This is a genomic window from Sphingobacterium psychroaquaticum (assembly GCF_900177625.1).
Taxonomy (GTDB): domain Bacteria; phylum Bacteroidota; class Bacteroidia; order Sphingobacteriales; family Sphingobacteriaceae; genus Sphingobacterium; species Sphingobacterium psychroaquaticum.
The window spans coordinates 439,368-452,000 of record NZ_FXAU01000002.1 but is presented as its reverse complement, the minus strand read 5'-3'; the positions used below and the strand labels follow the sequence as shown (position 1 = coordinate 452,000).

Genomic DNA, 12,633 nt, shown 5'->3' with positions numbered 1-12,633 from the left:
TTTAATCTATTTTTATTAAATTGTTTTCTACTAATTGTTCTTTAAGCGTTCTGAATAGCTGCTCCTGCTTTACTTTTCCGGAGTTGGTTTTTTCTGCAAACCGTACGTAACTGAGGGTGGCTCTTTTCAGTTCCGATTGTATCTCATCCATATTCAGTTCTTTATTACCTGCCAGATGCAAGAGGTAATAGACCGTCCGTTTGAGCATATTTTCAGCTTCTTCAAGCTTTCCCAATTCCTCATAGGTGTTTGCGAGGTTATTGCAGGAAATGATGTACACCTGTATGAACGGGATTTTCAAACGGATGCAATCCGGAATATGATTATTCAGTACTTCTGCCCTGTACAGAGCATCTTTGTAACCGGATAGTGCTTTTTCAAAATCTCCTTTATTAAAAAGTTCATTGTTGGCGACGGTTAACGCTTGCCAATATCGTTCTATGTGGCTCATACAGGTATCACTCATTTATTTTAAATTTTGATTGGCAAAATCCCAGTTTACGATTTCCCAAAATCCTTCTACGAACTTTGGACGGGCATTTCGGTAGTCTATATAATAGGCGTGCTCCCAAACATCCAGCGTAAGGATTGGTTTTTTGTTTTCGGTCAGTGGCGTGTGTGCATCTTTCATCGGCACTATTTCCAGTATGCCCTGTTCATTCTGAGCAAGCCAAGCCCACCCGCAGCCGAATAGCTTCACGGCTGTTTCAGAAAATGTGTTTTTAAACGTTTCAAAACTGCCAAAATCACGAGTTATAAACTCTGCAATTTTCCCATCGGGTGCTTTTCCGCCATTCGGAGAAAGGCAGTGCCAGAAAAAACTGTGGTTCCAGTGCTGGGCAGCGTTGTTAAATAACGGGGCGTTGTTTTCCGCAAACCCTTTTTGGATAATTTCCTCAATGGATGCACTTTCCAATGGGGTGTCCTTTACCAAGCCTGAAAGGTTATTGACATAGGTAGCGTGGTGCTTGCCGTAATGGTAATCAAACGTTTCCTCCGTAATAATCGGGTTAAGTGCGTTTTTGTCGTACGGAAGTTCCGGTAATGCTTGTGTAATTCTCATCTCTTATTGTTCTTTAGTTTTAAAATTTTTATTGCCCGCTTTAATTGACTGACGTGGCTCAATTCCTCGGTAGCTTTCTTCATATTGTTCTGCATAAGGTTACTATCTCTGATATGTCTTTCAAGATACCTTTGGTTCTCTTCTAATAATTTTATCACGTAGTCCATAGTCTGAATTTCTATAAATTAGATTAGCAAAAATAATAAGTTAGAATGACCTAACAAAATAATTAGACAAATTGTTTTTAGACATTAGAAATATACAAAAGCAAAAAGCCGAAGTTTTTATAGCTTCGGCTTACACTTTTGTAGTTTCATTTAGTATGTATATTGTTAGTTAATCCTTTTGCACCAAATGCTGTAAATCGGGGTCATTTTTAATCCGCTCCAATTCACTTTCAACGATGTTCAGAATATCAGTTTTTATATTGCGGTAGTTACTTTCAATTTCTTGCTTCATTTTGTTCTCGCCTTGCTCATTTACAAAGGATAAAATTTCCGGAATATTTTGGTAGGCTTTGGTTTCTGCGGCTACTTTCTCATTATCCACTACGATTTCAGCGTGGAAAATCTTTTGATCAATGCGTTCATCGAAGTTATCCGATACAGATCCAACAAACATACCCTGTGTAAGTGTTGAAATTTTGGAAGCCGGGATAAGACTGTCTAATTGTGTGGATATGGAGGTTGATTTATCATTACGATTGATGGTCATACTTTGGCGTTTCTGCAACACTTTTCCAAAACGTTCCGATAAGCTTTTGGCAGTTTCGCCTACAACCTGTCCACTGAAAATATTGCCTACAGTGTTCTGAATAACCTTGCTTTCCTTATCGCCGTAATCACGCGTTAATTGCGAAAAGTCCTGAAAGCCCAAGCAAACCGCCACCTTATTACTTCTCGCAGTTGCGATGAGATTATCCAGCCCCCTAAAATAAATTGTGGGCAGCTCATCGATGATTACCGAGCTTTTCAATTGCCCTTTTTTATTGATGAGCTTTACAATTCGGGAATTGTACAAACCCAAAGCTGCGGAGTAGATATTTTGGCGGTCTGGATTGTTACCTACACATAATATCTTTGGTTCTTTTGGGTTGTTGATGTCCAATGAAAAATCATCGCCTGTCATAACCCAATACAACTGAGGGCTAATCATTCTTGATAATGGAATTTTAGCCGATGCAATCTGCCCCTGTAATTGGTCTTGTGCTCCGCCTTGCCACGCATCCATAAAGGGTGACAAATAATTTTCTAAATCAGGATAGGACGTTAATATAGTGAAGACATCCGAGTACTTTTTATTCAATAATTCAATAGCGTGTGGGAATGTACAATACTTGCCGTTTTCGTAGATTTTCAGATACCAAATAATGGCGGCTAACAGGATAATCGGACTTTCTACGAAAAAATCCCCCTGCTTCTGTATCCACGACCTGTTAAGGTTCAACATTATCGTATAAGCCGCTTCATAAGCATCGGATATGTCCGTCATAAAGTCGGGATTAAGTGGATTACAACGGTGGCTCTTGCGTGGGTCGTCAAAGTTTATAACATAGAATTTCGGCTGTACCTTATACTTATCCCTGTTCTTCAGTAGGTGATTGTAAGCAATCGTTGAAAGGTCGTCAAACTTAAAATCGTATATATACATACTGAAACCTTTCTCAATCTGCTGCTTAATGTAGTTGTTCACGATAGCATACGATTTACCGGAACCAGGAGTACCCAATACGATTGATGCCCTGAAAGGATTTACAATATTTATCCACCCGTTGTTCCATTTGCCTTTGTAGTAAAATTTGGTGGGCAGGTTAACGGAATATTCATTTTCCATCAGCTTTGTTTCCTGTTGAAAGCTCTCGTTCTCGTTGTTGAAAACATCGTCCATTAAGTTGGTACGAAGCAAGCGGCTCATCCATACGCCCGCCATCAGCAAAGCAATATAACCTAACGAGATAGTAAGGATATACAGAAATGTGCCTATTACCGGAGATAGCTTTAACAACGGCGTGTTCAGAAAGAACAGCACAAAACCAACGCCCAAAGCCACGTAGATTTTAGCCCAGGTTATCTTCTCATTCTTTACGCCTTTCGTTCCCAAACAACTCAAAGCAAGCAAAACCAAAGCGAACGCCTTGGTATAAAGGGTATGTGAAAACAAGCCCGCCGTCCGGTCGAAATTGCCTAATATCTTGTTGATTATTTCCAACGTCCAACCACGTTCTAAAAAGAACCCGTAGCAGAACCAATAAAGGTGCATCAGCACCAAAAGAATACTGACTGCCCGCATAAAAGCCATTATTTTGGCTAAACCTCTTAAATCGTCTTCTCCCTGCATTCTTTTTTAGTTTTAATGTTCGGGCGTGAATTTAAAGGCTCTACACAGCGGCTATAAGAATGTGGCAGTCAATGGCGGTGCGTGGCAGTGTTTGGCGAAGTGATAAGAGTTGTAGCTTCTATGATCCTTTTGTATCGTAACATTTATGAAGCATCCAAATAAAAAATACTTTTAGTTGCTCTTCTGTTTTCTGTCCGTCAGCAACATTTTTTGTCCTGCTGAATTGGTGGACAAGGAACACTTCCGTAACTACAATAAACACAACAGTCTCCTTGTTTTGGTTTAAGAACTTGTTTGCATTTTTCACATTCGTAGAAATATTGGCAAGCGTCTGTCGGCATTGTTTCTTCTTTCTTGTGTCCGCAGTTGGGGCAAGTAATTGTTGATTGCAATATGATTTCCATTTGGTTTTATTTTTTGTCGGTTACAGAATATCCTGTTGAGTTAATTGCTTTTTCGACCTCAGAAATATTCGTTTTTGAGTTGTCAAATTCCACGATTGCGTTTCCTTTTTCGTATGAGGCGTTTGAACTTATTATTCCTGTCAATTTATTTACTTCGTGATTTACGTGTTCGCCACAACTTGCACAAGTCATTCCGCTAATCGTAAATTCTACTTTTTGAATATTGGATTTGTCCACCGCTATAATTTGCTTTTCTGTCTTTGGGTAGAAAATGCTTGAGTAGTATGGAAAGGCAAGCATTACGATTGCAAATGCTGTTACAATTCCTAAAAACATTTTTGACTGAATGAATTTTGGTTTTTCTTCTGTCTCACAATTGCAATCTATCTGCTTTTTGGGTTTCAACTTTTGATACCAAGCAAAACCAAGAACCAAAATTGTCAACCCGATAAAATAGGGTCGAAAAGGTTCAAGCCAAGAAAAAGTGGAAGCAAGACCGCTTGTTCCTGCAATAAGAGCCAATACTGGTGTGATGCAACAAAGAGAAGCTGCAATTGTAGTCAAAAGTCCTGCACCAATTAATTTTTTGTCAGTTTTCATATTGTTTCTAATATTTTGTTTTCGTCAAGTATTTTGAAAAATGGTTTCAGCATTTTTTCATACTCTTTAGTCAGTGAGTGAAAAATAGTTTGAGCTTCTCGTTCGGTTTCAATAAGTTTTCTGTCTTTGAGTTTCCGCAAGTGTTGTGAAACCGCTGAAATTGTCATACCAAGAATATCACTTATATCACAAACACAAAGTCGTTTTTCTTCATAAAGTAGAAAGAGTATTTTCAGTCTTACATTGTTTCCCGCTAATTCAAGTCCGTTCGATAAATAGTCAAAAGAACCGTTGAGTTCTGAAACTCGGTCTTTACAGCGGTTTATTTGTTTAATGTCTGCTTGTTGTCGTATGCAAGAATTATTGTCCATAGCACAAAGATAGTCAATTTGTTTATTTAAGCAATTACTTAAATACAACTCAAATTCTTTCAGAATTATAAAGTGACAGCTCAATAAATCTTTTTAAAAACAGATTTTTAATTCCAAAATCTGACCTCTTACAGTCTTCTTTTTTTTTTCTTCTTCATTTTGTTAGCAAAATCCTGTTCCTCGTAATCATCGCCCTGTGCTTCGGGTAACAAACCGCCAAATGCCTCAATCAAACCGTCTTCGTTTTTTTCAGTAGTATTCAGGAAGTCGAACAAATGATGAGGTTCTTCCGCAGGAAGATCTGCATCATTTGATGTGGATGTTTTTGGAAGTTGTACGACAGGTTCTTTAATCTCCGGTTTGATATTATTGTTCCAATAATCATTAAAGGTATTGGCAGAAAGTTCCTTTGCTAAGCGTGAACCGTTCCAAACCGCCTTTGAATTGTGGTCTATGAAAGTGATACCATAAATACGACCTGTATCGTTCCGGCGGACCACTACATTAATGCCCTGTTCACTCAACTGCTTTTTAAAAGCCTGCTCATCATTTGTGGATTTCAGAGCAATAGAAATTGCAGCTTTTAGGGTCTGCTTACTTGGGTGGTCTTTTAAATCCTCTTTGCATTTTGCAAAATGCAGTTCCAAAGCCGGAAGCCCTGCATTTTTACCAAACAACGAAGCCTTGAACGGATGCCCGGCTCTTTCGCCTTTCTCGTTTAAAGGAATATATAATAAGCCTTGCCGCATTTTTCCCTGCAATTCGCCCTCCACTTTTTCGGTGGTAACATTAAACAGGGAAAGCAAGGCATTGTATTCGCCCAAAGTCTGAAACTTATAATAATTCGGTAGGTGGCGGACAACCGAAGCGATTTGGCTTTTCACATCGCCTGCCCGATAATCTACCGGACGGAAAATCTTGTCGTTCTGCTTGTGTTCTTTATCGGTTGCGGGTATCAAGCCGTGTTGTCTTTCCAGTTCACGGCACACATTCATAGACCGCATTTTCTCGAATTTGTCCGAAATCTTTTTGCCCTGCTCGTCCACGCAAACCGATACAATGTGTATATGGCTGCGGTCGATATCGGTATGTTTGAATACCACAAAAGGCTGTTCGCCGTAGCCCATTTCCCGCATATATTCTTCCGCCATTTGCCGAAACCTGTCATCGCTAACCTTATCTTTCGGGTCGGGATTGAGCGAAATATGCAACGTATGCTTTTCCGTATTGCGGTTGGCAATCAGGTAAGGTGCAAAAGATTGTGCTAATTGTGCAACAGTATATGCTCCAGTTGGCGTTTCGATTATCTTATTTGCGAACAGAATTTTCCCGTTTTCATTCTCTACTTTGAGCTGATTGTACGCCAATGCACCGTATAAATTCCCGCTTCTGCCAATCTTTGCTATCATCTGTACTGCTATTTTTTCAGGTTCTTTGCTTCAAATTCTTCGGTTATCTGAATGATTTTTTGGCATAGCATCGCCATTTCAGCCGTTTGTTTTTCCAATTTGTAAAGGAACGCTGCGGCTTTTTTCTCCGAAAAATTCTTGTACAACAGCTTTACAATCTGGTTATAGTTTACACCTATGGAGCGAAACTGGCTGTGAAAAGAAGTCAGTCGCATATAAAAATCAACTGTTCCTTTGTCAATTTTAACCGATTTCATTTCCTTACTAAACAGCAGGGAAATAATAAACTTTGCTTTATTGGGCATTCCCGATGCTTCAAAAAGCGATAAAAGTTTGGCGTTTTCTTCGTCTGTAAGGCGGAAAACGTGGCGATGGATGCTTGGGTCGGTCTTAGCTCTCCGTCCGCCCTTATTCTGTTTTTTGTTATTGTTCTCGTTCATCACTAATCCATTTTTAAATCCACACAAAACGCTGACTTCGGAAGACGTTTTTTAAGCTCCCAGCAGGGCAAGTTGTTTTGAGGCACTAACTCGGTTTCGAGTGCCTCAAAACACAACTTGCCGTGTTCTGTTGAACACAAAAATCCGCCCTGCGGGACGGATTGGATGTAACAGGGAAAAACGGATAGAAGCCGTTCCCGTTACCCTCCATTTTGTCAAAAGACTTTTGCATAAATCCGTTAATAAAAATCATTTTACAAAGTAAAGCCCTGTTTACGAAAGCATTGTACTGTATAGCAGTACCAAACACTGCCTTTGAACGCCAAACACTGCCACAGCTCAATCAGCGGTTAAATCAATCGCTTTATTTGCCGTAGAATTTTAGTGCAGGTAGTAAAAAATGTATCTAAACAAAGAAGAAAATCAGGTTTGCAAACAGATAGTTTGGAATAAAAGCATAAGGTTTTAAAAGCATAAAACAATAAAAGTGTAAAAGCATAAAAGCGGTAAAGCAATTTACCTGTTGCAAGTTTTTCCACTTGCCAAAGAATGTACCTAACAAGGCAAAAATGAAAGCAAATACCTGTGCAGGAAAGCACCCAAAAGGGAATGCAGGAATATATGAACGAGGTAATAATCAGATAAACCAATATTCAATCCTACAAAACAGATAAAGTGTGTAACAATAAATTTTTAAATAATGGAAACAACAAAGAAAACTTTAAAAATCAGCTTCTCCACCCAAAAGGGCGGTGTGGGAAAATCCACGATGACCACCTTGCTGGCAAGTGTGCTTCATTACCGTTTAGGTTTTAATGTACTGGTGATGGACTGCGACTTTCCACAACACAGCCTGACAAATATGCGTGAAAGGGATAAGAGAACCATAATGCAGAACGACTACCATAAAAAGGCAGCAATGAAGCAGTTTCAAACCATCAACAAAAAAGCGTACCCGATTATTAAATGCAAGGCTGAAACGGCTTTGGATAAAGCATCGGAATATACAAGCCAGTCGGCGGTTGAACCGGATGTGGTTTTCTTCGATCTGCCCGGAACAGCCAATACCAAAGGCGTACTGACTACCTTGAAAAAAATGGACTTTATCTTTTCGCCCATTACTGCCGATCGTTTGGTAGTGGAAAGTACATTGGGCTTTACCAAGGCCTTTCTCGGACTTCCCCAAACGGACGAGGGAAATCCCGAACAAGAGATGTGGCTATTTTGGAACCAAGTGGACGGGAGGGAAAGAACAGGATTGTACGCGGCATACCAAAATGTCATCAATGCACTGAATCTGCCCATAATGGAAACAAGGATAATGGACAGCAAACGTTTCCGAAAGGAAACAGACGACACAGGCAGTTATGTGTTCCGATCAAGTTTGCTGCCTGCTGAACCACAGTTGATGAAAGCAACGAAAATGGATTTGTTTGTCGAGGAATTTTTAAAAATCACTCATCTATAAAAACAGTAAAGTATGGCTTCAAATAACAAAAACAACGATTTTGAAAAGCCCAATGTTGATGAGGAATACCTTATGAACATCATAAGCGGCGATGAGCTTGTAGCTCCACCGAGCAATAACAAAAAGCAGGATGTACCAAAGGAAACCAAGCCAAGGGAAAAAGCCCGTAACAGTTCATCAAAAAAAGTGGACTATGAGGAAACGTTTTTGGTCAATCGGTTTCCATCGGGGCGTAACGGCAAGGTCGTTTACATACGCCCTGAATACCACGAAAGATTGCTCCGCATCGTTCAACTGACAAGGGAAGAAAGAACAACGCTCTACTCTTACATTGACAACATTCTCGAACATCATTTCAGGGAGTACCGTGAAGATATTACCGATTATTTCAACGAACATTTTAAACCTATTCTATAAGCTATGGAAATAGTAATTGTGATATGCCTACTCATAGTCATTGTCCTGCTATTGCAGGATAAAATTGTAATTCATAAAAGGTCGAAACAAGACCCTCCGCATAAAAAAGTCAACCCGAACTTACCCGATATTATGGGACAGCCCAAACCTGTAGAACGCCTTTCCCTGCCAAACACTGCCACTGAACGCCAAATTCAGGAAAACGAAATAAACCCTGCTAATTTAGACATTGAGTACGACGAAAATGAAAACGTAAGTGTTCAAATTCCGCAGGAAGAGCTGGACGAAGTTTTCAGAAATATGCCTGATTTGGATGAAGAGGAAGAAGAATGGAACAGGTACGGAATATCCGGTGGTGATAACGGTTTTGCCCAAGGGGTTACCTTTGAAGAACTAAGCTCCGTGGGGGTGTTGCTCCAAAAAGAAGAATTGGAACCAGCCCAAAAGGAAACAGCGATAGCGATAGTTCAAAAAATACAGGGAACTGAGTTATTCAACCTATTGGAAAATTCCATGGAAGATGCTTCCCGAAAAATAGCCGAGCTTTTGGATAGCACCCTTTCATCTGAAACGGAAGCCGGTTCTTCCACTTTGCGGAAAAGTGATTTGAGTGATTTTGACATTGGGGAGTTTGTGTAAAAAAATAGAAGATTTTAAATGAGCCTGAAATTTAGTTTTTCAGGCTCAATTTTTTCTCACTCATTTCGCCAACTTCAATATTCTGTATGCCCCCCTTGCCACAACTAAGAATACAATAGCTCCGATAATCAAATCGGGATAGCTTGAATTGAGCCAATGAACCAAAAGCCCTGCAACGATAACACCCGAATTGATAATAACATCGTTTGATGTAAAAATCATAGTTGCCTGTATGTGGGCTTCTTTGCTTTTGTTCTTTTGCAACAGGTAAAGACAAAATATATTTGCCATTAGTGCCAAAACAGAAACGATAATCATAGTTTGAAAATCGGGCATTTTTTCAAAGCCTAAAAAACGCCTGATAACTTCAACAAAACCAATAACAGCCAATAGGATTTGAAAGTACCCTGCAAATTTGGCGATGTTGTTTTTCCTTGCTATTGTTCCACCCACAGCGAATAAAGCCAAAGCATAAACGATACTGTCCGCAAGCATATCCAAACTATCAGCTACCAAACCCATTGAATTGGAAAAAATGCCAAACACCATTTCCAATCCAAAGAAAACGAAATTAATAATCAGTACAGTCCAAAGTAGTTTCCGTTGGTTATTATTTGTATCTGTTTCAAAAATTGCATTGCTTTCTTCAGTTGAAATCAATGTAGTATTCAGGTTTAGTGTTCCCAAAGCCGTTAAAATCGGGTCGGGATTTCCATTGTGATAAACGTTCAGCTTTCTGTTTGGAATATCAAACTCTAATGATTTTACCGTATCAAAGTTTTGCAGTTTCATACGGATTAACTGCTCCTCACTTGGGCAATCCATTTTTGTAATATTGAATATTGTTTTGTTCATCTTTTAAAGTTTAAATTTTATTCCTCCGTTAATTACAAATCCGTCCAATGGTGCATAAATATCTTTAAAAACAGGGTTGGTTATAGTACCTGTATAAATGTTATCAAAACGTGTCTGTCTTGTATCAAGGAAGTTTTCAAAGTTGATATATAAAGAAAATCTTTCCCAAATCTTTTCAGCCATAAAGCCACATGTCCAATAATCGTTTCCTATTGTTCCGTCATTGAGCTTTTGCGGACTGAAATAATAGGCTTCTAAACCAATCTTCCATTTATCCTCAATTTCATACATCAGTACAGAGTTAATACGGTGTTTTGGGGTTAATGGATTTTCGGTAGTTGTTCCGTTTTCAATCAATCGGGTATCGGTAAAGGTGTAGCCCAGAAACAGTTTCAAATCATCATATCCTATTTTTACGTTGGTTTCTGTTCCTTTAGTATGTATGTAGCCCGATGAATTGATGAACTGATAAAGATTAGCAGATGGATTTTGAAGCAACAAAGGATTATCCAGATAAGTATAAAAAAACAATTGGTTTATGCTGAATGTCCAATCATCGCCTATATTAGTACGGTAGTTGATGTCTGCATTTGCTCCGTAGCTCCTTTCTAATTTATTGGTTTTATCGTTAATAGGCATTACGTTTTGATATTGTATGCGTTCGCTTTCTTCGGTAAAAATGGTTGGTGTTTTGTAGCCAAATCCGCCCCCGACACGTGAAGTCAATCCATTTGCAATCTTAAACAATGCCGATACTCTTGGCAAAAAAACAGCTCCATAATCAATCACATAATCCGTCCTTAAACCTGCTTCCAATTGAAGCCAATCGGTAGCCTTAAAAGAATTTTGAACGAAAGCCCCGAATGTGGTATGAGTATAATCCCTCAACGGAAATGCAGTAATCTGTTTTTCTTTAAAATTATCAGTCCAAATATTAACGCCTGTTACCCATTCCGATTTTTCTTTGCTGTGCGTATAGCTTGCTTCCGTAAAAGTAGCGGTCTGCGTTCCCTCAAATTCGTAATTCGGAATAGCCGTATTGCGGTTAAAATAACTTACGCTGTTTTTGAATTGTACAAAACTGTTTTCGTTTACAGTATGGTCAAAAACAAATTGAGTGGAATAACGCTGTGTTTTGTTTTCTTCAAAATATTGATGGGTGTTATCTCCTTTGCCTTTGATGTAGAGCATATCGCCACCCAAACGGTTTTCAATGGTGGTATTGATACCAAAGTTCATTTTTGTTTTATCATTGAAGTAAACAAATAATTTAGGGTTCAGTACATACCTTTCAAATTGGGGAATGGCAGAAAGCCCGATTTGTGCAGGGTCGTAAGCTCCGTTGCGATTGTGCGAAGCAAATATTGTCGTTCCGATTTTCTTAAACTTCTGTCCGTAAAAACCGTTGATGTCTAAACCTCTGCCCGATGTTCCGTTTAAATGAAAGCGTAAATCCCTTTCTTCCGTTGGTGTTTTGGAAATCAGATTGACCAGACCTGCTATTGCTCCACCACCATACAGCGTGGAAGTTGAACCTTTGATAACTTCCACCTGCTTTAAGTCAAGGGGTGGGATTTGCAACAAACCTAACCCACTTGAAGCACCCGAATAAATCGGGAAACCGTCTTTTAAGATTTGCGTATATCGTCCGTCAAGCCCTTGAATACGAATACTTGCGTTGGCACTTGTGGGCGATGTGGTTTGTACATGAATACCTGTACTCTCACTCAAAAGCATACGAATATCCCCTGCTTTCATATTGCCTTTTTCGTCCAATTCTTCACCTCCGATAAATTCAATTCTTGTAGGGATATTTTGGATAGTTCTTGTACTTCTTGTTGATGAAATAACGATTTCTTCCAAATCTTCCGATTGTTCAGAAAGTAGGATTTCAATCGGGGTTGTATCTTTTAACGGAAAATTAAAGCTGTCGGTACGTTGGGCAAAACCAACATAACTAAATTGAATTTCCTGCAAACCGTTTGGAATACCTGTTAATATGATTTGTCCGTTTTCATCTGAAGTTGTTGCGATTGTAGTTCCCGTAACCTGTGCGGTTACGCCCATTAAAAGCTCTTTTTTTTCACTGTCTTTAATTACAGCTTTGAACGTATTTTGTGCATATACACAAAGGTTTAGTGCCATAAAAAATGACACAATAAGTATTTTTTTCATTGTAAAAATGATGCTTAATATGAATAAATGGATTATAGCGGTGCTAAGCACCGCAGGAAATAAACTGTGCTGAAAGCACTAGATATTAAACAAGCTGTGGGGGATGCCAAACGGAAAAGGGAAAATCAGAAACAGGCGGTGTTGGCATTGTTCCTAATTTTCTTTGCGGTTCTTTTACTGAATGTGTAACCGAAAAATGAAAAGTAATTAAAACAAATCCCGTACAGGTATTACAGCTAAAAAATGGCGAACAACAACCCTTATTGCAATCTTGGTCTTCCTGTCCGTTTTGTCCTTGCTCGGTTGTATGCTCCTGCATACATTTATCCTCAATAAAAGTCGGTACTGCTGATAACAGCAATACATAAACGGCTAATATTAAAGATATAAATTTCATTTTGCGAAGATAGTAAATAAACATTGTCCAATAAATATATATCCTCTTTTTTTCATCT

Annotated in this window: 14 protein-coding genes; 3 read left to right on the top strand and 11 right to left on the bottom strand. The window is 39.0% G+C overall.

The window, feature by feature from the left end; genetic code table 11:
• Position 1 precedes the first annotated feature (1 nt).
• The 8 genes from B9Y69_RS07395 to mobA form a co-directional block, all read right to left on the bottom strand.
• A complete protein-coding gene (locus tag B9Y69_RS07395; protein WP_200811759.1) occupies positions 2–451 on the bottom strand; it encodes a tetratricopeptide repeat protein in 450 nt (149 codons plus the stop codon).
• Between the two features lie 15 nt (positions 452–466).
• Positions 467–1,063 (bottom strand): superoxide dismutase, encoded by a 597-nt coding sequence (locus B9Y69_RS07390; protein WP_034727182.1) that lies wholly within the window; start codon positions 1,061–1,063, stop codon positions 467–469.
• 336 nt (positions 1,064–1,399) lie between these two features.
• Positions 1,400–3,400 carry a conjugal transfer protein MobC gene (mobC, locus tag B9Y69_RS07385; RefSeq protein WP_034727185.1) on the bottom strand — a complete coding sequence of 667 codons (2,001 nt, stop codon included), beginning with the start codon at positions 3,398–3,400 and terminating at the stop codon, positions 1,400–1,402.
• Positions 3,401–3,597: 197 nt separating this feature from the next.
• The gene (locus tag B9Y69_RS19390) at positions 3,598–3,804 is read right to left on the bottom strand and encodes a GDCCVxC domain-containing (seleno)protein (RefSeq protein WP_002996045.1); all 207 of its coding nucleotides are present in this window, start codon (positions 3,802–3,804) and stop codon (positions 3,598–3,600) included.
• A 6-nt stretch (positions 3,805–3,810) separates the two neighbouring features.
• Positions 3,811–4,404 carry a mercuric transport protein MerTP gene (merTP, locus tag B9Y69_RS07375; RefSeq protein ID WP_002978464.1) on the bottom strand — a complete coding sequence of 198 codons (594 nt, stop codon included), beginning with the start codon at positions 4,402–4,404 and terminating at the stop codon, positions 3,811–3,813.
• The gene (locus B9Y69_RS07370; protein ID WP_002978466.1) at positions 4,401–4,775 is read right to left on the bottom strand and encodes an ArsR/SmtB family transcription factor; all 375 of its coding nucleotides are present in this window, start codon (positions 4,773–4,775) and stop codon (positions 4,401–4,403) included. The genes merTP and B9Y69_RS07370 overlap by 4 nt, the downstream gene beginning before the upstream one ends.
• Before the next feature lie 128 nt (positions 4,776–4,903).
• Positions 4,904–6,184, bottom strand: a complete 1,281-nt coding sequence (gene mobB, locus B9Y69_RS07365) for a conjugal transfer protein MobB (protein ID WP_034727188.1) — start codon at positions 6,182–6,184, stop codon at positions 4,904–4,906.
• A gap of 8 nt (positions 6,185–6,192) precedes the next feature.
• Positions 6,193–6,624 (bottom strand): conjugal transfer protein MobA, encoded by a 432-nt coding sequence (gene mobA / locus B9Y69_RS07360; protein ID WP_034727191.1) that lies wholly within the window; start codon positions 6,622–6,624, stop codon positions 6,193–6,195.
• A 700-nt stretch (positions 6,625–7,324) separates the two neighbouring features.
• On the opposite strand from mobA, the gene B9Y69_RS07355 reads away from it, so the two are divergent.
• The 3 genes from B9Y69_RS07355 to B9Y69_RS07345 are packed head-to-tail and all read left to right on the top strand — an operon-like array spanning position 7,325 to position 9,148.
• Positions 7,325–8,092 (top strand): ParA family protein, encoded by a 768-nt coding sequence (locus tag B9Y69_RS07355; protein WP_034727193.1) that lies wholly within the window; start codon positions 7,325–7,327, stop codon positions 8,090–8,092.
• 12 nt (positions 8,093–8,104) lie between these two features.
• Complete coding sequence (locus tag B9Y69_RS07350) at positions 8,105–8,509, top strand: DUF3408 domain-containing protein (RefSeq protein WP_034727195.1); 405 nt, start codon at positions 8,105–8,107, stop codon at positions 8,507–8,509.
• 3 nt (positions 8,510–8,512) lie between these two features.
• A complete protein-coding gene (locus B9Y69_RS07345; protein WP_034727198.1) occupies positions 8,513–9,148 on the top strand; it encodes a hypothetical protein in 636 nt (211 codons plus the stop codon).
• 60 nt (positions 9,149–9,208) lie between these two features.
• Here the strand turns inward: B9Y69_RS07345 and B9Y69_RS07340 are convergent, their stop codons facing one another.
• The 3 genes from B9Y69_RS07340 to B9Y69_RS07330 form a co-directional block, all read right to left on the bottom strand.
• Positions 9,209–10,003, bottom strand: coding sequence for a cation efflux transmembrane domain-containing protein (locus B9Y69_RS07340; RefSeq protein WP_026706462.1), 795 nt, complete (start codon positions 10,001–10,003; stop codon positions 9,209–9,211).
• A gap of 3 nt (positions 10,004–10,006) precedes the next feature.
• A complete protein-coding gene (locus tag B9Y69_RS07335) occupies positions 10,007–12,178 on the bottom strand; it encodes a TonB-dependent receptor (RefSeq protein ID WP_026706463.1) in 2,172 nt (723 codons plus the stop codon).
• An 85-nt stretch (positions 12,179–12,263) separates the two neighbouring features.
• The gene (locus tag B9Y69_RS07330) at positions 12,264–12,575 is read right to left on the bottom strand and encodes a hypothetical protein (RefSeq protein WP_026706464.1); all 312 of its coding nucleotides are present in this window, start codon (positions 12,573–12,575) and stop codon (positions 12,264–12,266) included.
• Between the last annotated feature and the right edge of the window lie 58 nt (positions 12,576–12,633).